Origin of the sequence: Aquimarina sp. MMG016 (assembly GCF_018100805.1) — a bacterium.
In the GTDB taxonomy this organism is placed as follows: Bacteria; Bacteroidota; Bacteroidia; order Flavobacteriales; family Flavobacteriaceae; genus Aquimarina.
Genome location: NZ_JAGJEA010000002.1, coordinates 259,828 through 280,040 on the forward strand (window position 1 = coordinate 259,828; position 20,213 = coordinate 280,040).

Annotated in this window: 18 protein-coding genes; 10 read left to right on the top strand and 8 right to left on the bottom strand. The window is 33.1% G+C overall.

Annotated features, from left to right (window positions below; translation table 11 throughout):
* Positions 1 to 5 precede the first annotated feature (5 nt).
* Together gndA and J8M14_RS04160 are read left to right on the top strand one after the other, a co-directional pair.
* Positions 6 to 1,919: an NADP-dependent phosphogluconate dehydrogenase gene (gene gndA, locus J8M14_RS04155; RefSeq protein WP_211073319.1), complete on the top strand. Its 1,914-nt coding sequence runs from the start codon at positions 6 to 8 to the stop codon at positions 1,917 to 1,919.
* A 4-nt stretch (positions 1,920 to 1,923) separates the two neighbouring features.
* The gene (locus J8M14_RS04160) at positions 1,924 to 3,270 is read left to right on the top strand and encodes a gluconate:H+ symporter (RefSeq protein WP_211073320.1); all 1,347 of its coding nucleotides are present in this window, start codon (positions 1,924 to 1,926) and stop codon (positions 3,268 to 3,270) included.
* Positions 3,271 to 3,287: 17 nt separating this feature from the next.
* Here the strand turns inward: J8M14_RS04160 and J8M14_RS04165 are convergent, their stop codons facing one another.
* Entirely contained in the window at positions 3,288 to 4,388 is a 1,101-nt protein-coding gene (locus J8M14_RS04165) for a DNA alkylation repair protein (protein WP_211073321.1), read from the bottom strand.
* Between the two features lie 265 nt (positions 4,389 to 4,653).
* Here J8M14_RS04165 and aroC point away from each other — a divergent pair, with 265 nt between their 5' ends.
* The gene (gene aroC / locus J8M14_RS04170; RefSeq protein WP_211073322.1) at positions 4,654 to 5,718 is read left to right on the top strand and encodes a chorismate synthase; all 1,065 of its coding nucleotides are present in this window, start codon (positions 4,654 to 4,656) and stop codon (positions 5,716 to 5,718) included.
* Positions 5,719 to 5,825: 107 nt separating this feature from the next.
* Positions 5,826 to 7,157, top strand: a complete 1,332-nt coding sequence (locus J8M14_RS04175) for a dicarboxylate/amino acid:cation symporter (RefSeq protein WP_211073324.1) — start codon at positions 5,826 to 5,828, stop codon at positions 7,155 to 7,157.
* Here the strand turns inward: J8M14_RS04175 and J8M14_RS04180 are convergent.
* The gene (locus tag J8M14_RS04180) at positions 7,149 to 8,039 is read right to left on the bottom strand and encodes a LysR substrate-binding domain-containing protein (RefSeq protein ID WP_211073326.1); all 891 of its coding nucleotides are present in this window, start codon (positions 8,037 to 8,039) and stop codon (positions 7,149 to 7,151) included. The genes J8M14_RS04175 and J8M14_RS04180 overlap by 9 nt on opposite strands.
* Positions 8,040 to 8,133: 94 nt before the next feature.
* Between J8M14_RS04180 and J8M14_RS04185 the strand changes: the two genes are divergently transcribed.
* Positions 8,134 to 9,576 (top strand): aminotransferase class I/II-fold pyridoxal phosphate-dependent enzyme, encoded by a 1,443-nt coding sequence (locus J8M14_RS04185; protein ID WP_211073327.1) that lies wholly within the window; start codon positions 8,134 to 8,136, stop codon positions 9,574 to 9,576.
* 128 nt (positions 9,577 to 9,704) lie between these two features.
* Entirely contained in the window at positions 9,705 to 10,121 is a 417-nt protein-coding gene (locus J8M14_RS04190; protein ID WP_211073328.1) for a hypothetical protein, read from the top strand.
* On the opposite strand, the gene J8M14_RS04195 is transcribed toward J8M14_RS04190, so the two are convergent.
* On the bottom strand, positions 10,118 to 11,989 hold the full coding sequence (locus J8M14_RS04195) for a mucoidy inhibitor MuiA family protein (RefSeq protein ID WP_211073329.1): 1,872 nt from the start codon (positions 11,987 to 11,989) through the stop codon (positions 10,118 to 10,120). The genes J8M14_RS04190 and J8M14_RS04195 overlap by 4 nt on opposite strands.
* A 230-nt stretch (positions 11,990 to 12,219) precedes the next feature.
* Here J8M14_RS04195 and J8M14_RS04200 point away from each other — a divergent pair, with 230 nt between their 5' ends.
* Entirely contained in the window at positions 12,220 to 12,402 is a 183-nt protein-coding gene (locus J8M14_RS04200) for a hypothetical protein (protein WP_211073330.1), read from the top strand.
* A gap of 593 nt (positions 12,403 to 12,995) precedes the next feature.
* On the opposite strand, the gene J8M14_RS04205 is transcribed toward J8M14_RS04200, so the two are convergent.
* Positions 12,996 to 13,415, bottom strand: coding sequence for a thiol-disulfide oxidoreductase DCC family protein (locus tag J8M14_RS04205; RefSeq protein ID WP_211073331.1), 420 nt, complete (start codon positions 13,413 to 13,415; stop codon positions 12,996 to 12,998).
* Between the two features lie 232 nt (positions 13,416 to 13,647).
* Between J8M14_RS04205 and J8M14_RS04210 the strand changes: the two genes are divergently transcribed.
* Positions 13,648 to 15,147, top strand: a complete 1,500-nt coding sequence (locus tag J8M14_RS04210; protein WP_247672543.1) for an NADP-dependent isocitrate dehydrogenase — start codon at positions 13,648 to 13,650, stop codon at positions 15,145 to 15,147.
* 111 nt (positions 15,148 to 15,258) lie between these two features.
* Here J8M14_RS04210 and J8M14_RS04215 read toward each other — a convergent pair whose 3' ends face one another.
* Both J8M14_RS04215 and gcvT read right to left on the bottom strand, forming a co-directional pair.
* Positions 15,259 to 16,080 (bottom strand): sugar nucleotide-binding protein, encoded by an 822-nt coding sequence (locus J8M14_RS04215; protein ID WP_211073332.1) that lies wholly within the window; start codon positions 16,078 to 16,080, stop codon positions 15,259 to 15,261.
* Between the two features lie 85 nt (positions 16,081 to 16,165).
* On the bottom strand, positions 16,166 to 17,248 hold the full coding sequence (gene gcvT, locus J8M14_RS04220; protein ID WP_211073333.1) for a glycine cleavage system aminomethyltransferase GcvT: 1,083 nt from the start codon (positions 17,246 to 17,248) through the stop codon (positions 16,166 to 16,168).
* 194 nt (positions 17,249 to 17,442) lie between these two features.
* Between gcvT and J8M14_RS04225 the strand changes: the two genes are divergently transcribed.
* On the top strand, positions 17,443 to 17,853 hold the full coding sequence (locus J8M14_RS04225) for a DUF3052 family protein (RefSeq protein ID WP_211073334.1): 411 nt from the start codon (positions 17,443 to 17,445) through the stop codon (positions 17,851 to 17,853).
* A gap of 10 nt (positions 17,854 to 17,863) precedes the next feature.
* On the opposite strand, the gene J8M14_RS04230 is transcribed toward J8M14_RS04225, so the two are convergent.
* The gene (locus J8M14_RS04230; RefSeq protein ID WP_211073335.1) at positions 17,864 to 18,823 is read right to left on the bottom strand and encodes a carboxypeptidase-like regulatory domain-containing protein; all 960 of its coding nucleotides are present in this window, start codon (positions 18,821 to 18,823) and stop codon (positions 17,864 to 17,866) included.
* 155 nt (positions 18,824 to 18,978) lie between these two features.
* Between J8M14_RS04230 and J8M14_RS04235 the strand changes: the two genes are divergently transcribed.
* The gene (locus tag J8M14_RS04235) at positions 18,979 to 19,809 is read left to right on the top strand and encodes a DMT family transporter (RefSeq protein WP_247672544.1); all 831 of its coding nucleotides are present in this window, start codon (positions 18,979 to 18,981) and stop codon (positions 19,807 to 19,809) included.
* 73 nt (positions 19,810 to 19,882) lie between these two features.
* On the opposite strand, the gene J8M14_RS04240 is transcribed toward J8M14_RS04235, so the two are convergent.
* Positions 19,883 to 20,134, bottom strand: a complete 252-nt coding sequence (locus J8M14_RS04240; protein ID WP_211073336.1) for a hypothetical protein — start codon at positions 20,132 to 20,134, stop codon at positions 19,883 to 19,885.
* Between the last annotated feature and the right edge of the window lie 79 nt (positions 20,135 to 20,213).

The window sequence follows — 20,213 nt, forward strand, 5'->3', positions numbered from 1 at the left end:
AAACAGTGGGGTTAGAAAAAATATATATCATTTGTGGGGTTTCCGGTAGTGGAAAAACAACAATAGGAAAAAGACTTGCAGAATTGTTTAATATTCCATTTTATGATGCAGACGATTTCCATCCTAAAACTAACATAAAAAAAATGTCAGAAGGATATCCTCTAAATGATGAAGATAGAACCCCCTGGCTTCATAAGCTTGCAGAGGAAATCAAAAAATGGAATAGTGATAGAGGAGCAGTATTAGCTTGCTCTGCATTGAAACAAAAGTACAGACAGGTTTTACAGTCTATTGATGCTGAATATATAAATTGGATTTTTTTGGATGGAAATTATGATTTGATATCCAAAAGAATTCAGGCTAGAGAAAATCACTTTTTTAAAAAGGAGTTGCTGACTTCTCAATTCAATACTCTAGAAAAACCTGAACAAGGTGTCATAATTGATATTGATAAATCGGTTGAAGAAATTATACATGAAATAGAATTAAAATTGAAAACACAAGTGTCACAACTGGGACTTATAGGATTAGGAGTTATGGGCAAAGGTTTGTCCAAAAATATTTTATCCAAAGGCTTTCGTCTTTCTGTATATAATCGTCAAGTAGAAAAGAAAGAGGTAGACATTGCTAAAAAGTTTGTAACCGAACAAGAATCTCAAAAAGTACTAGGTTTTGATCAATTACAGCCGTTTGTAATTTCTATAAAGCGACCCAGATCAATACTATTAATGGTTAATGCAGGAAAATCTGTAGATATGGTGATCGAGGGATTAATTCCATTTCTAGAAAAAGGAGATTGTTTAATTGATGGAGGCAACTCTCATTTTAAAGACACGATAAGAAGAGAAAGGTTACTTTCAGAAATCGGTATACATTTTATAGGAGCAGGAATATCGGGAGGTGAAGACGGAGCTTTAAGAGGGCCATCTATTATGCCTGGTGGATCAGAGAAAGGATATGAATTATGTGGTAATTTCTTAGAAACTATCGCTGCAAGAGATAAAAATGGGAATCCTTGTTGTTCATATATAGGGATAGAGGGATCTGGGCATTATATAAAAATGGTTCATAACGGTATAGAGTATGCAGAAATGCAGGGTATTGCAGAACTGTATCATTTGTTGAGATTTTATGTAAAAAAGAATCCTGAACAGATCGCTGATATATTTGATTCGTGGAGGAAAAAAGGAAAAGATAGCTACCTATTAGAAATTACAGCAGATATACTCAGAAAGAAAGAGGAAGATGGTTTTTTGATAGACAAAATATTAGATAAAGCAGGACAGAAAGGAACAGGAGGATGGTCTACAGAAGCGGCTCTGGAAATAGGAATGCCATTATCAACCATTTCAGAGTCCGTTATGGCAAGAAATCTATCAGGAATAAAATCACAACGAGTCAAAGCTTCAGAAGTATATCAGCTGGAGAGTTCTGAAATTCTAGAAGATGAAAGTATGTTTTTAAAGGATTTAGAAAAGGCCTTTTTAGCAGCAAGTATTCTTAATCATCATATAGGTTTTGAACTTATCAAGCAAGCTTCAAAAGAATATAATTGGGATCTTAATTTATCCGAAATAGCTCGTGTTTGGACTAACGGATGTATCATTCGTAGTGATCTTATGGAACATATATCTGCGCTATTCAAAGAGAATAATGATACTTCATTAATAATGTTTCCGGAATTCATTACTATAATGAAATCAAATATAGATTCACTTAGTAAAATCGTCTCGATTGGACTTACATCAGGATGTTCTTTACCTGTAATGTCTACTGCTGTAAATTATTTTTTGACATATACATCGGCACAATCTTCTGCAAATATAATACAAGCACAACGAGATTATTTTGGCGCACATACTTATCAACGTGTTGATGCCCTTTTAACCGAATACTTTCATACAAATTGGAAAGATTAATGATATGGATTATCAATTACTAATTGCTGTAGGTGTAGGCATTATTGCCTTACTTTTTATGATTCTTAAATTAAAGATACAAGCATTTATTGCACTTCTGATTGTATGTATACTTGTAGGTATTATTGCAGGATTATCTCCTGAAATGATTCTTAACAGTATGAAAAACGGTATGGGCGGCACGTTAGGATTTGTAGCTACTGTAGTTGGTTTAGGAGCTTTATTTGGAGGGATGTTAGAACATTCTGGTGGAGCACAGGGACTAGCAAAGTATATATTACAACTTGCAGGAGAAAAAAATGCGTCCTGGGCTATGATGATTACTGGTTTTATTATCGCTATTCCAGTTTTTTTTGATGTTGCATTTATCATCTTAGTTCCGGTTGTATATGCCATAGCCAGAAATACCAAAAAATCAGTATTGTTATATGCAATTCCTTTACTTGCAGGTTTAGCGATTACTCATAGTTTTATTCCACCAACACCCGGACCTGTAGCGGTAGCTGATATTCTTGAAGCCAATTTAGGTTGGGTAATTATTTTGGGATTCATTACAGGAATTCCTGCTGCAATTGTGAGCGGACCAATTTTTGCAAAATATATTTCAAAAAAAATAGAGGTTACTTTACCAAGTGATACGGAGACTTATATTTTGAAGGATAAAGAATACCCTAATCCGATAACGATTATTACAATTATAGCGTTACCGATACTTTTGATCGTTTTAAAAACTGTTTTTTTAGGAGATTGGATGAATGAATATCTATTGCCGAAATCAGTTATCTATGTTATATCGTTGTTAGGTCATCCGTTCACGGCCTTAATTATTGCTAATCTCCTTGCCTGGTATATTTTGGGGATTCGGAGAGGAACAAGCAGAGATCAATTGTTAAAACTATCAATGAAATCATTTCAACCCGCTGGAGCTATCATTTTACTTACCGGAGCAGGTGGAGCTTTTAAGCAAATTTTGGTAGATACTAAAGCAGGAGAGATGTTGGCTTCGTCATTACAAAGCTCATATATACATCCATTATTGTTTGCTTTTGTCGTCGCTGCCTTAATACGAATATTGCAAGGATCTGCCACAACCGCAATGATTGCTGCAGCAGGAATTACATCACCAATTATTTTGGCAGGAGATTTTACTGCTGCACAGATAGCACTTTTTGTAATCTCTATTGCTTCTGGAGCTACTATTTTATCTCATGTAAATGATAGCGGTTTTTGGCTTGTTGGTCAATATCTCGGATTAACCGAAAAACAAACATTTCGTTCCTGGACAGTAATGACAACTTTGATTGCTATTACTGGTGTTTTAATGTCGTTATTACTTTGGTATATATTCTAAAGTGATTTTCATAATGTTCATATAAGTTCGAAATCTAATTTTTGAAACTCTTTTCCATTAATAATTAAAGATAATTGATGTTTGCCTTTATATAATTTTCTGGTGGTAATAATCTTGAATGGTTGTCTTCTATTAATTTTTGTAATGGTCTGCTTATTATAGGTTCTTTCACTAATCTTAAACACTTTTCTGGATAGCGTACCATTTGCTTTTTGATAATAGATACCATATTCTAATCTTATGTTTGAAGCTTCTTTATTTTTGTTAAGTAAAGTAAAAGAGAATTTCAGATACTCACCGATCTTTACTTTTGGGGTATGTATCTTAAAGCTTTTGATTTTAATATGTTCTACAGAACCAAAACCAAATAATCCTAAAACCTCTGAATTCCCTTCTTTTAATAATGTTCTGCAGGCATGTTTTATCATCCAATGAGTTTCTTTGGAATCACTTTTCCACTTTTTTGCTAAATTAATTACAACTTCGGGATTGTCTTTAGATATGTCGTTCAGATTATTGGCAACACTTCTCCTTACCATTTCTGATGGATCATTTCTCAGGTTTTCAAGTATTGGAATGATCGAAGTAGGGTCTTTTTTAAATTTAGGTAATCCTATTGCCCAGGGTAACCTAGGTCGAGACCCTTCAGAAGCCAAACGTCTTACCATAGAATTTTTATGAGTTGACCAAATCACTAATTGTTGAACCATTTGTTCTGGGTATTTAATAATAAAGGGCCTTACAGCAAATTCGCAACTTGTAAATTGTGTAATCTCTTCCATGACTTTTATAGATGTTGAATAATTTTCTAAACCATATTTTTCAACAAAATCAGGTAGGAACATAAATTCAAAAGATGTACTTTCTTCTTTGGTTTTGAGTAAGTTTACCATTCGTATAATTAAATTTGTTGCAGTCTCATAATCCTGAGGCAAGTATTTATACATAACCTGAGAAATATGATACATTCTTTGTTTCAGTTCCTTATCCTCCCAATCATTACAGTATATATCTGACATGAACTTTTCTATATTTACTTGAGGATATACTTTTTTTAGAATAGTAGTGAATTGTTCAAAAAATCTTGTGTTATATACATTTTTTAAAGGATCTGCCATGAGTGTTTATTAAGACGTTTTAGATGTAAATTTATATGGAGTTTGTGACAACTATATGTCAGTAAACATTGTACATTTTCTATTTATTTAATTCAAAAGCTTCTCTGATAAAGAATCTAACATCGGACAAATTTAAATTTGTTTAAAAAAAGACGGATAAATCCGAAATTGATTTAATTTTCAGCATATAAACACTAGTTTTTCTATCATATTACTATCAATTTTTTAGAGATTAACAACTACATTTGTTGAAAATTTGTAGTCAATGGCAGGAAATACATTTGGGAACTTATTTAAGTTAACAACTTTTGGAGAATCTCACGGAGTAGCTATCGGAGGAATTATAGATGGTTGCCCATCAGGAGTAGAAATAGACTTAGAAGCTATTCAAGCTGAATTGGATCGTAGAAAACCTGGGCAATCTGCCATTGTAACACAGCGTAAAGAACCAGATACTGTAGAATTTTACTCAGGAATTTTTGAAGGAGTTACTACTGGAACTCCAATTGGTTTTGTGATTAAAAATGCAAATCAAAAATCTAAAGATTATTCTCATATCAAAGATTCTTATAGACCATCACATGCAGATTATACTTATGATCAAAAATATGGTGTCCGTGATTATCGCGGAGGAGGACGTTCTTCAGCTAGAGAAACAGCTAGTAGAGTAGTAGCTGGAGCTATTGCAAAACAAGTATTGTCTGATCTAAAAATCAATGCGTATGTAAGCGGAGTTGGGGCTATTAAATTAGATAAACCTCATACTGAGCTTGACTTTTCTTTAACAGAAAGTAATATTGTTCGTTGCCCGGATACTGAGAAAGCTACCGAAATGGAACAATATATCAAGCAGATTCGTAAAGAAGGTGATACGGTGGGAGGTATTGTGAGTTGTGCAATCTCTGGAGTACCAGTTGGATTAGGAGAACCTGTGTTTGATAAATTACATGCTGAATTGGGTAAAGCAATGCTCTCTATTAATGCAGTAAAAGGTTTTGAATACGGAAGTGGTTTTGCCGGGGCAGAGCTTAAAGGCAGTCAGCATAATGATTTGTTTAATGCAGATGGAACCACCAAAACTAATCTTTCCGGAGGAATCCAAGGAGGCATCTCTAATGGAATGGATATCTATTTTAATGTGGCATTCAAACCTGTGGCTACTATTATGCAAGATCAGGAAACTATCGATAAAGAAGGTAATATGGTGAATATGCAAGGAAAAGGAAGACATGACCCTTGTGTTGTGCCTAGAGCTGTACCTATTGTAGAAGCTATGGCAGCATTAGTATTGGTAGACTATTGGTTGATGAATCGAACTATCAAAAAGTAAACACCTAAAAAAACAGTTAATGTTACGGTAATCTTAATCGGGTTGCCGTTTTTTTGTTTTTAATTTATATCTTCGGCACTGTTTGGCTTAAAAAATAAAATATTCACATGAAGAAAATAGCACTGCATTGGAAGATTATGATCGGAATGCTACTAGGTATAGTATTCGGATTTATAATGACAACAATATCCTGGGGAAAAGGTTTTACTGGTGATTGGATAGCTCCATTTGGAACTATTTTCGTTAATCTTCTTAAGTTAATTGCAGTACCTTTAATTTTGGCTTCTCTGATTAAAGGAATTTCGGATTTAAAAGATATTTCAAAATTTAAAACTATTGGTGGAAGAACCATAGTTATTTATATTATTACTACGGTTATTGCCATTACTATTGGTTTATTGATCGTAAATACTACTAAACCAGGTAATGGAATTACACCAGGGACCATAGAAAAATTAACCACAGAATATGCTGGCAATGCTAAAATAGCTGAGCGTATTGCTGAAGCAGGAAATCAAAAGCAAAGTGGGCCTTTACAGTTTATAGTAGATATGGTACCACAGAATGCTGTAAAAGCTATGAGCGATAATAAGATGATGCTTCAGGTTATCTTTTTCTCTATCTTCTTAGGTATTAGCATGCTTTTAGTAAAACCATCACAATCAGAGCCTCTTAAGAATTTCTTTGATAGTTTAAATGAAGTGGTACTAAAAATGGTTGATTTGATCATGCTTACAGCACCTTATGCAGTATTTGCATTATTAGCCAATGTGGTAGTCACTTCAGATGATCCTGACATTTTATTAGCGCTATTGAGATACGCTTTAGTTGTTGTGGCTGGATTATCATTAATGGTCGTGTTTTACTGTATTTTAGTTTCTATGATTACTAAAAAATCACCACTTTGGTTCTTAAAACAAATTAGTCCGGCACAATTGTTAGCATTTTCTACCAGTTCCAGTGCAGCGACACTTCCTGTAACGATGGAAAGAGTTGAAGAACATATTGGTGTTGATAAAGAGGTCTCTAGTTTTGTATTGCCAGTTGGGGCCACCATTAATATGGATGGAACCAGCTTGTACCAGGCGGTTGCTTCTGTTTTTATTATGCAAGTACTTTGGCCTGAAGGATTGACATTTTCTAATCAAATTACTATAGTTCTGACTGCTTTATTAGCTTCTATAGGATCAGCTGCGGTTCCTGGAGCAGGTATGGTAATGTTGGTAATTGTATTAGAAGCTATTGGTTTTCCGTCAGATAAATTACCAATTGGACTGGCATTAATTTTTGCAGTAGATAGGCCTTTAGATATGATGCGAACGGTAATTAACGTAACAGGAGATGCTACAGTATCTATGATTGTAGCAAAATCTGTTGATAAACTAGGTGAACCTCATGTAAAGGAATGGGATGATAATTATGATGGGGAGTTAGGATAAGGTATCCACTTTCCAATTTTTTAATAGCTTGAATAATTCCGGATATTCTGATTCTCGCTTAGGGTTCCACATCATAGTAAGCTTAGCTTTCTGTTTAATATTTTTTAGCTCTATACTTTTGATAGGAAATTCATGTCCGTATAATGAAGATATGGGTTCTAATGAAATCCCTAATCCGGCTTCGACGAGCCTAAAACTGGTACTTGCAGAATCTGTTTCATGAACAACCTTTGGTGTAAAACCGGCTTCTACACATATAGATTCTAAAATATGTACATAGTTTGGCCCATCCGATACAGTGGGGAAAATGAATTCTTCTTTTGAGAAAACAGAAAAATCTTTATAATTGGTTGCATCTACAGGATGTTCTTCTGGTAAAAGAATTACAAAGTTATCAATGTGTAGTATTTTACTTTTTAGGTTAACAGGAACCATAGGGTTAGTAGCAAAACCAATATCAATTTCATTTTGCTGTAAAGCTAAATACTGATCTCTGTTGTTCATCTCATGTAGAATGGTTTTTATACCAGGTATTTCTTCTTTTATCGTTTTTAGGATATTTGGTAAGATGGTTTGCATAATAGAGTGTGTAAATCCAATCCTGATCTCACCAACTTCCCCATGATGTATATCAGAAGCTTGTTTAGCCATTCGTTCGATTTGAGCAACCAATTTTTTAGCTTCAGTCACAAAATACTTTCCTGCAGGAGTTAGTGCAACATTGCGCTTATCTCTTTTAAATAGAATTGCATCGATTTCATCTTCTAATTGTTTTATTTGTCTGCTGAGTGCTGGCTGTACAATATTCAATTCTTCTGCTGCACGAGTGAAATTTAGCTTTTCTGCTAACACTAGAATATTTTTAAGTTGTCGAATATTCATTAATGCATTTTTGTTATTAATTTATCAAAAATAAGTATTTTTTATTATAAATATAGATGACTAATTTTGAACTTAGGAATTAATTTGATTGAATATGAAAGATTTAGTAGCAAGAAAAAATATCTTAGAAAAAGCATATGATCCATCTGATTTTAGAGCTATAGGACACCAGATGATTGATTTACTTTCTGATCATCTGGAACGTGTCCAAGTTGATCAGGATCATCCTGTTTTACCTTATCAGGACCCTGAGGATATGTTATCGTACTGGCAAAAAGATTTTTCTTCTGATTCTGATATCGCAGATGTATTTCAAAAGATAGTAAAGAACTCTATTAGTGTACACCATCCCCGATATATAGGTCATCAGGTTGCAGTACCTGCTTTTATTTCCAGTTTAGCAGGATTGATCTCTGATTTATTGAGCAATGGTACAGGTGTCTATGAAATGGGTATGGCAGCCAATGCGATTGAAAAGATTGTTACAGATTTGGTTGCTAATAAAATTGGATACACTAATGAGGCTTCAGGTGTACTTACTTCTGGAGGTAGTCTGGCAAATCTGACAGCTTTGTTAGCTGCACGAAAAGCAAAAGCTCCAACAGCTGTTTGGGAAAATGGACATCAGGAAAAACTAGCCGTTATGGTATCAGAAGAATCACATTATTGTATTGATCGGGCAGCAAGAATTCTTGGTTTAGGAGAAGAAGGAATTATTAAAGTTCCGGTAGATAAAAGCTTTAAAATAAATACATTATTATTAGATGAATATTTGCAGAAAGCTCAATCTGAAGGTTTACATATTATAGCCATCATTGGATGTGCAAGTTCTACAGCAACAGGATCTTATGATGACTTAAATACGCTCGCGGATTTTGCGGAACAAAATGATCTATGGTTTCACGTTGATGGTGCTCACGGTGCCGGTGTTGTATTTTCAGAAAAATATAAGCATTTGGCTGACGGGATTTCTAGAGCAGATTCTGTGGTGATTGATTTTCATAAGATGTTAATGACTCCGGCGTTGAATACTGGGTTGATTTTTAAGAAAGCTGAAGATGCTTATAAAACGTTTGAGCAGAAAGCACAATATCTATGGGATTCGCAACATACAAAAGAATGGTACAATTCCGGTAAACGAACTTTTGAATGCACCAAGTTAATGATGTCGATTAAGGTATATGCTATTCTAAAAACATATGGAGAGGAAATATTTGAACAAAATATTGATACATTATATGGTTTAGCTTCGGTTTTTGCTCAAATGGTAAAAGAGCGAACGAATTTTGAATTGGCATTAACACCCGAAGCTAACATTATTAATTTTAGATATATTAATTCTGATAGAAAAAACCTCAGTACACTTAATGCCGCAATCAGGCAGACTTTGATTACTTCAGGTAAGTTTTATATTGTGCAAACCAGGATAGATGACGAGCTATATCTACGTACTACGATTATGAACCCTTTGACCAAGGAAGAGGATTTGCTTGCGCTTTTGGATGAAATAGAACGGATAGCAATTTCATTGGATTAAGGTTTAGCAGAATAGATAAGTGTTTTTGGTATCTTTTTTCCTCAATGACATTCTTTTTATACTTGTATAACGCAACCTATGGCAAAACGTTTCATCTATTGTAATAGATAACATCCAATATAAAACACATGAGACGTCTTTTTTTTATTCCTATATTATTTCTTTTTATAATTTTTGGTTGTAGTAATGATGATGATAACTCTAATAACCCATTTAGTTTTGAAATAAATGGAGTATGGAACCTTATCAACGTTCAAGGTGGTTTTGCCGGGGTCGATCAGGATTTTGAAAAAGGAACTATTATCTGGACTTTTAATGAATCTACTAAGATGGTAACAATAGCCAATAATACTACCATAACAGGAGTATATTCAGGTTTAGCATCTGGTACCTATCCATATTCCATAAATGCTCTTGCTAATACTTCTGCTTTAGAACTAATTGTTAATGAAAATAGCCTGGGAACACTTGCCTTAGTCACACCTCTTATTTTTACGGTAGATGATCAACCCTTAGATGGCTTTAAAATAACCTTCGAACGTTAAAGGTTTATTCTTTGTTTTCTGGGATATTTTACCTGATAAAAGAATTGTTTTTCTACCTTTTTATTGGATGAAATATCTAATTTCCATGTTATGATACCTGTTTTGTCATTATATTCTGCATCAGTGGTATTAATTTCATCAAGTTTGATTTCCTTGTTTTGCGATACAGGTATACGATCTTGTAGTGTTACAAAAACTTTATTTTGTTTGTTGTTCTTAATGCTAATTTTATACCCACGATTAACAATACGATTACTACCGGTAAAGGATTTACTTTTAAAATTATCTAATTGCTCACGCTTTATAATGATATTAGGATCTACTCCTAGTGAAATGGTAAGGCTATCTGTTGTAGCCAGTGGGTCAATATTAGTTTTCCCGGCATAGCTCCCTTCAAAATAAATATTTGCTTCACCAGCTAGTAAATTAAATTGTTCCCAGTTACCCAGTTTTGCGGTTAAGAATACGTTTTCATTTAATTCTGGTGCTACATAATGCCTATAATCCGCTTTCATATCGAATTTGTCGATTTCTATTATTGTAATATCATTATTAGAATCGATACTATATTTCTTTTTGATTTTGAATTTAGTGTTGGTTAATCCTTCTTCTTTAGTTTCTACTACTTGATTATAATCTTCTTTTTCTTTTTTATTGTTTGCAAAGATACCTGCGACCTTTCCTCTTAAAGAAGAACTATAACCTCTAATCACAACTTCATCCAATACGCTTGAATCTTCTTTTAACTTAACATTCATCAGTGCAGAATGGATAGGAATACTTTCATTATAGAATCCTACATAGGAGTATGATAATTCATTACCACTTTGGATATTGATAGTATATTGACCATCAAAATCAGTCGTTACTCCATTATTAGTTCCTTTTTCTATAATATTAACTCCAGGTAAAGGACGCCCTTGATCATCTCTGACAATACCTGTAACCCTTCTTATAGTTGGATTATATTGATAGGCATTTCTTTTGGTGGCTCTGGCTTTTCTATAATTACCATAGGTAAAGTTTAAGTATTTTGTATTCAGACTTGGTTTAATATTATTAGTGTTCGGATCACCAGTAGATAAAGTTACTTTTACATTCTTCCAATCCGTACCTGTGTGTTGGTATACATTAGCCTTATAAGCTACATTTAGAGGTGTTTGGCTATCCTTGGATTTGATATCATAGATCGGAAACCAACCTGCATTAGCTACGTTATATCGTATTTCTAAAATCAAATTTGTCGCTATTGGAGCATCTAACTTTAGTTTAATTTCACCACGTTGTTCTTTGGTTTGATCATCCAATTTATCAATTTCCTGACTTATACTTGTAATTTGATCTTCTAATTCGTTGATCTGGTGAGTTATACGATATGTTTCATTTTGTATTTCTACAGAACGCTCACGATAATATGTAGAAATTAATTTTACTTTTTCTAATGAAAGTTCAACATTATCACTACTAATACGTTGGTTATTGTCTAATACTTTCTTTTCCTGACTAAGTCCAGCTAATATGTTTTGAAGTGTGTTTTTCTTCAACAATGAAGTTTCTAATTGATTTCTTAAGGATTCCAGTTCTTCAGAATCTTTTTTCTTTTCGAGGTAATCGATATTAAAATTAATTGATAGAATAGAGGTATTCTTTAACCCAGAAACCTGTATACTATTCTCATCTATACCTGGAGAGAGATCGTGTAATACAATTTCATTAGTACCTGGTATCAAATCGATTGAAGCTGTTCTTTTTATCTGTGCGCCATTTAGGTATACAGTTACTTCTTCGATAGTGGATTGTTCTTTCTTTCCTGTGTTGGCTGATGCAATTATGGAAAGCATCAGGAGTAATAGTGTGTAGATTCTCATATCGTATCATTTTAGTTACTATACGAAACTACTTTACCTTCAACCCAAATAAAATAATCATTTAGGGAACCAATATTTTGATTGAGGGAATGAGCTGTGGGATTATAAAATTAAGTTTATAGGAAATAGGGGAAAACACCTATAGTATTTTTAGTGTAAGTCCCCTTACTTAGCATTATCCTTATGAATACATTTGGATTATACAATTCACGCTAATAAACTTTGACATTATGAAACGGCTTTTTCTACCTTTGGCTTTAATATCTTTTGCAATTATATGTTTAGGTATAGTGCATATTGATAATGTAAATAAATTAGAAGCAGAATCAATTAAATTGAGAGAGAAACAACAATCTCAATTAGAATTGATAAAAGAACATAAAACTACAGAAACTGAAATTGTAGCTAAATGAATGACCGATAGTGATACCATTATCGTTGATCAATAAACAATGCTTTAGGTTCTGGAGTTAGGATCATATCGCTTTCTTTTTTGCTAAATCACTTATATGTTTTTTTGGTAATGATCTCGTAGATCCAATATCTAAAAAATTTAGGAAATACAATAAAAACAAAAAATAACGGATAATCTACCGACAGCTGTCTTGCTATACTATGTAAGATGGCTTTTGCTTTTAATAATCAAATATTCTTAGCAGGAAAGAGATATATTTTTATCAAAAGGATTCTATTAATCAGATTTAATTGCTATTAAAATTATAATTACTACGAATTCTAATTAGATATCTACGAATTCTAGAATTACCGATATAAAACAGCATATTCAATATTACTTTTAAACCGTAATAAAAGGATGGTCTTTTTTTGCTCCCGAATTATTTTGATCCCAAGATAAAATGAAACGATTGTTGTTACCCATAATATTAATATGTTTTACAATACTTTGTTTAGTATTTGTACATGTAGATAATATGAACAAGTTAGGTAAAGAAATCAGTAAGGTAGATCAATCATATACTAAAATTGTTTCTTAGAAAAAAGTTACTTAACTAGCTTGATCAATAAACAGTGCTTTAAGTTCTGGGGTAGGGATCATACAGCTTTCTTTTTTTCCAAACCACCTATATCTATTTTTGGCAATGATATCATAAATCCAGTCTCTGAAAAATTTAGGAACCACAATAAAAACAAAAAGTAATGGATAACCTGCTGATAGTTGTTTTGCGATATGTAATGCAGCTGTTGACTTATGATAATAAGCTTCTCCGGGATTAATCAATAAGATCGAATCTATCCTAGAAATATCAATACCTCTATCTTTAATTAATTCCTGACCAATTTCACTTTGTAACGAAGCATACCTGAAAACATCTTTTTTATCACGCTTAATAATAAAATTCACCGCGTTATTACATAAATTACATACTCCATCAAATAATATAATTTTTTTCCCTTCTTGAATCATACTACAAAGATACTATGAAAAACGAACTCATAAATAATGATTATGAATTTGTTAAGAATCAGTGTTTTGAACAGGTGTTTAAAAACATATGTACAAAATGATACGGTAAAGGATTACAGCTCGAAAAATTACAATTCATTAAAAATATTTATGATTCAGATATAAAACATAAATAAAAATAAATGAAAAGCTCTTCAGATATTTGTAGTATGAATTCTAAAATTTAAAACCAATGATTGATATCACAGCTACACAAAGGAAAGAGAAGACTAATGCTCAATTAGAACAACAGCGTATGACGAAGATCACCATTGCCAGAGGAGATGGAATAGGGCCGGAGATTATGGATGCCACTTTATCAATACTTGAAGCTGCCGGAGCAGAGATTGAAACCGAAGAGATAGAGGTAGGAGAAAAAGTATACCTCTCTGGGAATTCTGCAGGTATATCTAATGAAGCCTGGGAAGTTATTAGACGGAATAAAATCTTTTTGAAGGCACCAATTACTACCCCCCAAGGAGGAGGATATAAGAGTTTAAATGTTACAACAAGAAAATCTTTAGGGCTTTTTGCCAATGTTCGACCGTGTACTAGCTTACACCCTTTTGTTTCAACTAAGCATCCTAATATGGATGTAGTAATTATTCGAGAAAATGAAGAAGACCTTTATGCGGGGATAGAACATCAGCAAACCCAGGAAGTAGTGCAATGTCTTAAACTGATTAGTGTGCCAGGATGCAAAAAAATAATACGTTATGCTTTTGAGTATGCTACGGCCTACGATAGAAAGAAAGTAACTTGTTTTACCAAAGACAACATTATGAAGCAAACTGACGGCCTATTTCATAAGGTTTTTGATGAAATTGCTATGGACTACCCACAAATTGAAAGTGAACATTGGATTGTAGATATTGGAGCTGCTAAACTTGCAGATACCCCTGAAGCGTTTGATGTAGTAGTTATGCCTAATTTGTATGGGGATGTGTTATCTGATGTATCTGCTCAGATTGCAGGATCGGTAGGTTTAGCAGGATCAGCTAATATAGGAAAAGAATGTGCTATGTTTGAAGCTATCCACGGATCAGCACCTCGAAGGGCAGGTCAGAATATGGCCAATCCATCAGGATTACTCCAGGGAGCAATTATGATGCTCAATCATATAGGACAATCTGCGGTGGCAGAAAAAATACAGAATGCTTGGCTTAAAACTATAGAAGATGGAGTTCATACATATGATATATACAAGGAAGGAATTAGTAAACAGAAGGTAGGTACTAAAGAGTTTGCCCAAGCTGTTATCGATAACCTTGGAGAAAATCCTAATACACTTTCTGCTGTCTCTTATGGAGACGAAACACTCATTCATATTCCTCACTATCAAAGACAGAAGGCTCCAAAAAAAGAATTAGTCGGAGTAGACATATTTGTGGATTGGGGAGGGGAATATCCTGGTGACCTCGCTCATAAATTACAAATGCTTAATAATGATTCGGTTGAACTTACAATGATTACGAATCGAGGTGTTAAGGTATGGCCTAATGGATTTGATGAAACATTCTGCACAGATCATTGGCGCTGTAGGTTTACAGGAAAAAAAGAAAAACAAATCGATAAAAAGGATATCGTTTCCATACTACAACAATCTATTTTGATGGAAATTGATACTATAAAGACTGAAAACCTATACACTTTTGATGGAAATAGAGCATATTCCTTGGGTCAAGGTCAATAATACTTGAAAAGTTTTACATAAAAATTACAAAATAGAGAGTGATTATTTTTTGTAATTATGAGGAGGGGTTGTACCTAGCGGTGCAATCCCTCTTTTTATGAGTAAACAATTCTATTTAGGCTTTACCAATACTGATTCTATTACTTCCTGGGTTGTGATTTGCAGGTTTTTAGGCAACATATTATCTTTTGGTAAAACCGCTAGATAACGATCATTGTTAGAATCATATACTTGTTTAAAGATAGGATCATTAAGCTCTAGTTTGTCAAATATTTCCTTAATCAGGTCAAAATGATAAATCAAATCGGTACTACCCAAATGAAAAATCCCTTTTTTTCCGCGATTAATTATATAATGCATTTGTTGTGTTAATTTAGATATAGAAGTAACATTAAGAATCACATTAGGAAAAATTTCTATAGGTGCCTCCAGATCGTGTAGTGTTTTTAATTCTTGAATTCTAGGTGTTCCGGCACCAAAAACCATAGGTACTCGAGCAATTACATATTTATGAGTAGGAAGACGCATTAAAGCGTTTTCAATTTTGATCTTAAATCTTCCGAAAACACTTTCACTTAGTGTTTTATCATATTCATAAGAAGGGTAGTTGCTAAAGGAGTCAAATACATTAGCACTGGATATGAATATAAGTTTTGACTTATGTTTTTTAATCCACTCAATGATCCTTTGATGCATGTCTAATTGTGAATTAAAGTTACCTCTAATTGCAGATATAATTACCGTAGGTTTAAGGTTATCGAGAAGAATAGAAATATCCTCTAGCTCCATATCATACTGAAAGAATTTTTGATTTTTTTCAAAGAAATCATTATCAGTACGATACGTTCCATAGGTATCAAAGTAGGAGTTCAGCTCTTTATAAATTGCATTTCCTATAAAACCACTGGCTCCTATGATGAGGATTTTCTTCAATTGAATTATTTTTTAAAAAAAATTAAGTTTCAAATTTACTTTCGTAACCCTGAAACTTAACAATACTATTTTTTATTGTAATAAACTACCCTTTATAAAAAGGTAATTTAACAACCGTAGCTGGAATAGCCTTTTTTCGTACCTGAATATTAATTTTACTATCCGGTTTTGCAAAAACTGTTGGTACATAACCAAGTCCTATACCTTTTCCTAATGATGGGGACATCGTTCCCGAAGTTACTACTCCAATAGTCTTGCCATTACCATCAACAATATCGTATCCTTGTCGAGGAATCCCACGTTCATCAAGTTCAAAACCAACAAGTTTACGATCTGCACCGCGTTCTTTTTCTTTAGCAAGAGCTTCAGCATTAATAAAGTCTTTGGAGAATTTAGTGATCCAACTTAATCCTGCTTCAATAGGAGAAGTTTCATCCGTAATATCATTTCCGTATAGACAATATCCCATCTCCAGTCGTAAGGTATCTCTAGCTGCTAATCCAATAGGTTTGATTCCAAAATCTTCACCAGCTTCTAATACTTTATCCCAAACTTGCTTAACTTCAGCGTTTTTACAATAAATCTCAAAACCGCCACTACCGGTATATCCTGTGGCAGAAATAATTACATGTTCAATTCCTGCAAAATCAGCTACTTCAAAAGTGTAGAATTTAAGCGCTTCCAGATCAACAGAAGTTAAGGATTGCATTGCTTCTGCTGCTTTTGGTCCTTGAATAGCGAGCAAAGAGTAATCATCAGAAAGATCGCGCATTTCGGCATTCATCGTATTATGGCTGCTGATCCAATCCCAATCCTTTTTAATATTGGAGGCATTTACTACAAGCAAATACTTTTCGTCTGCAATCTTATATACGATCAGATCATCAACAATTCCTCCCTTATCATTCGGTAAGCAGCTATATTGTGCTTTTCCATCAATAAGTTTAGATGCATCATTAGAAGTTACTTTTTGGATTAAATCCAAAGCATTTGGCCCTGTAATCAAGAACTCTCCCATATGAGATACATCAAAAACACCAACACCATTACGTACAGTTTCGTGTTCTATATTAACACCTTCATAGGATACAGGCATATTAAATCCGGCAAAAGGAACCATTTTGGCACCTAGTGCTGTGTGAGTTTCGGTAAGTGCAGTATTTTGCATATAGAGATGTGTATTGTGTTATCAAATTGATGCCGAATGTAAAAAACTTTGTGTAGCTATACAATCGTTTTAAGATATAATATTAGCAATCTCTTGTCTAATAATATCCGCAAGGAATATGTTTACTAAAACTTCATTATATTTAGATATCATTACTTTTAACTCAAAACTTAACTTTTAAAAACCATAAGATTATGCCTGCTGGATATTCCGGAACGCCTTTGGCCAAAAAATTAGGAATCAAAGAAGGATATACAGTTTTGTATTATAATAAGCCTGATCATTATTTTGATTTGTTTTCGGATTTTCCGGATAAGACTATTGAGGTAAAAGAATTCAAAACTGAAAGTACAGACTTCATACATTTGTTTTGTACGACCATGGATGAGTTGCAAGAAACTGTTACAAAATATAAATCTGCGTTACATAAAAATGGTTTACTATGGGTAAGTTGGCCTAAAGGAAGTTCAAAAATCCCGACAGACCTTAAGAGAGAACCCATTCGAGAATATCTACTGGATATTGGATTAGTAGATGTTAAAGTCTGTGCCGTAGATGCTGATTGGAGTGGCTTAAAATTTGTGTATCGAGTAAAAGATAGGTGATATGAGGTATTTAATCTTGATATAAATACAACTTTAACCCCATGCCATAATTCACATGATTGGTTTGAATAAGGTTGTTCATAGCACTATATTTTTTATCAAAACGTTGCCAGGTTCTATTTTTAAAAAAAATTCTTCTGGTGAATGTTCTATTTCCAACAATTTTATCTGTAAACGGAAGTAGGGGCCTGAAAGTAGTGGATACTTTGACGATACCTTTTCTGGTTTCAATCTCACTATATTTTCTCGTTTGTTGGAGCTTTCCTTCTTTATCAGAATATCCTAATACTTGTATAGAAACAAATATTCCTTCTTTTGGAATAAAAACTTTATACTCTGATATATCTAGTTCAAAATTAGATTTATCTTTATCTGTGACTCTGAAGATAATATCTTCATATGCCAATCTTTTACCGGGTCGCCCCTTATTATTTCGATAAAATTGCATTTTGAATAATGTAGAGAAAGATTGTACTTTTCCAGAGTTTCGATTAGAAGATTCCATCTTTACCGGAAGATATACTGAAGCAATTTTAGTAGATTTTTCGGATTGCTTAGAAAAGAATACTGCGATTTCTGATTCCACGGTTGGTAACCAACACCTAAAATAATCTTTATGTACTTCAGAAGATAGTTTTTTGGTCTTGTATTTTCTTTTTCGTTCTCCTACAATTACTACTTCTTTAAGTTCAGCAACATCTTGAACTAATAATATTTGTTTAGGAAGATTAGTAGTACTGATTGCTAATTCTTTATACCCTAAAGCAGAAATATATAAAGTATCAATATCAGAATACCATTTTTTTGAAAATCGGAAATTACCATCGGCATCTGCAAATAAACCATTACCATTGCCAAAAGAAATAGTAGCATAGGATATAGGGGATTTTTTAACAGAATCGACTATGGTCGTCTGTGAATAAGCAAATTGAGCTAAAAAAAGCAGTAGCGTAGGGAGCAGCTTTTTCATTATAGATTGGGTGTTATAGAAAACTAATGTACTAAAATATATTTAACCCATACCTATTATCGTGCCAAAGCCGTGAAACGATAAAGACGCTGACAGCTTTAAACGGTAAGAAATAATAATCAAAATACTCAAAAGTATGTATCTTTATCAGCTGGATGAAAAAAGCGATTTATTTCATGCTACTCAGTGCCGTAGCTTTTACATTAATGAATGTATTAGTTAAATATTTGGCACATTTTGGAGGAGGGCAACTGGTATTTTTTAGAGCAATTGGTTCTTTGTTTTTTACTATGGGATATTTATCCTGGCATAAAATTCCTAAGCTAGGAAATCAAAGAAAATTATTAGTGTTAAGGGGGTTGGTTGGTGTTACTTCTATGGGATTGTTTTTCGTGTCAGTTAACTACTTGCCTATAGGGTCTGCAGTATCATTGCGTTATATGGCTCCTATATTTGCTACCATTTTTGCAGTGTTTTTTTTAAGAGAAAGAGTAAAACCATTACAGTGGATTTTCTTCTTAATGGCATTTGCAGGAGTATTAATGATTAAGGGGTTTGACCCCAATATTAGTACATTAGGACTGATATTAATAATAGGCTCTGCTATTTTTAGCGGTATGGTTTATGTGATTATTAATAAAATTGGTATTGGTGATCATCCTGTAGTTATTGTTAACTATTTTATGTGGATATCTTTAATAATAGGAGGGGTGTTATCTATGTTTTATTGGACAACACCTGTAGGAATAGAATGGGCGTTATTGTTAAGCCTAGGTGTTTTTGGGTATTTTGGACAATTATTTATGACTAAAGCTTTCCAGTCACAAGCAACCAATAAAATAGTTTCTCTAAAATATGTAGAAGTCATCTTTACGATGATTGTAGGAGCCATCTGGTTTGGGGATGTATATCCTTTTCTAAGTATTATTGGTACGTTATTGGTAATTACGGGACTTATACTTAATATATGGTATAGACGGAAATAACGATTTTCTGAAAATAAAAAATTACTTCAGAGCATCCTAAATTATTACATCAAAAAATTGTAGTATATAGAAATTATGAAAAATCTTCATTTAAATAATACAATAACTTCTTTACATCTGTAAAGCTTTTAATAGACATAATATCTCCACTAAGTTTATTATATATTACTTCTACGAATAGAAAATCTACATAAAAAATACTATAGTAAAAATCACGATTTCTATCATCAATGGATTTTAGGTGGATACCTTTATTCCAGATTTCATGATATTTCTCAATAAGTTGTTGAGCATTGAACTGCTCTACGAGAGTAGTTTTTTGCATAAGCTATCAATTTTAATAAATAAGGGGATAGCTAAAATACGGTTTTGCCATAATTAACCAAATGTAATTGTGTTAAAAT

What these genes read in the sequence shown, in the direction of transcription:
- J8M14_RS04160 (WP_211073320.1), top strand. Translation starts at nt 1,924, where the DNA reads ATGGATTATCAATTACTAATTGCTGTAGGTGTAGGCATTATTGCCTTA.
- J8M14_RS04165 (WP_211073321.1), bottom strand. Translation starts at nt 4,388, where the DNA reads ATGGCAGATCCTTTAAAAAATGTATATAACACAAGATTTTTTGAACAA.
- aroC (WP_211073322.1), top strand. Translation starts at nt 4,654, where the DNA reads ATGGCAGGAAATACATTTGGGAACTTATTTAAGTTAACAACTTTTGGA.
- J8M14_RS04175 (WP_211073324.1), top strand. Translation starts at nt 5,826, where the DNA reads ATGAAGAAAATAGCACTGCATTGGAAGATTATGATCGGAATGCTACTA.
- J8M14_RS04180 (WP_211073326.1), bottom strand. Translation starts at nt 8,039, where the DNA reads ATGAATATTCGACAACTTAAAAATATTCTAGTGTTAGCAGAAAAGCTA.
- J8M14_RS04185 (WP_211073327.1), top strand. Translation starts at nt 8,134, where the DNA reads ATGAAAGATTTAGTAGCAAGAAAAAATATCTTAGAAAAAGCATATGAT.
- J8M14_RS04190 (WP_211073328.1), top strand. Translation starts at nt 9,705, where the DNA reads ATGAGACGTCTTTTTTTTATTCCTATATTATTTCTTTTTATAATTTTT.
- J8M14_RS04195 (WP_211073329.1), bottom strand. Translation starts at nt 11,989, where the DNA reads ATGAGAATCTACACACTATTACTCCTGATGCTTTCCATAATTGCATCA.
- J8M14_RS04200 (WP_211073330.1), top strand. Translation starts at nt 12,220, where the DNA reads ATGAAACGGCTTTTTCTACCTTTGGCTTTAATATCTTTTGCAATTATA.
- J8M14_RS04205 (WP_211073331.1), bottom strand. Translation starts at nt 13,415, where the DNA reads ATGATTCAAGAAGGGAAAAAAATTATATTATTTGATGGAGTATGTAAT.
- J8M14_RS04210 (WP_247672543.1), top strand. Translation starts at nt 13,648, where the DNA reads ATGATTGATATCACAGCTACACAAAGGAAAGAGAAGACTAATGCTCAA.
- gcvT (WP_211073333.1), bottom strand. Translation starts at nt 17,248, where the DNA reads ATGCAAAATACTGCACTTACCGAAACTCACACAGCACTAGGTGCCAAA.
- J8M14_RS04225 (WP_211073334.1), top strand. Translation starts at nt 17,443, where the DNA reads ATGCCTGCTGGATATTCCGGAACGCCTTTGGCCAAAAAATTAGGAATC.
- J8M14_RS04230 (WP_211073335.1), bottom strand. Translation starts at nt 18,823, where the DNA reads ATGAAAAAGCTGCTCCCTACGCTACTGCTTTTTTTAGCTCAATTTGCT.
- J8M14_RS04235 (WP_247672544.1), top strand. Translation starts at nt 18,979, where the DNA reads ATGAAAAAAGCGATTTATTTCATGCTACTCAGTGCCGTAGCTTTTACA.
- J8M14_RS04240 (WP_211073336.1), bottom strand. Translation starts at nt 20,134, where the DNA reads ATGCAAAAAACTACTCTCGTAGAGCAGTTCAATGCTCAACAACTTATT.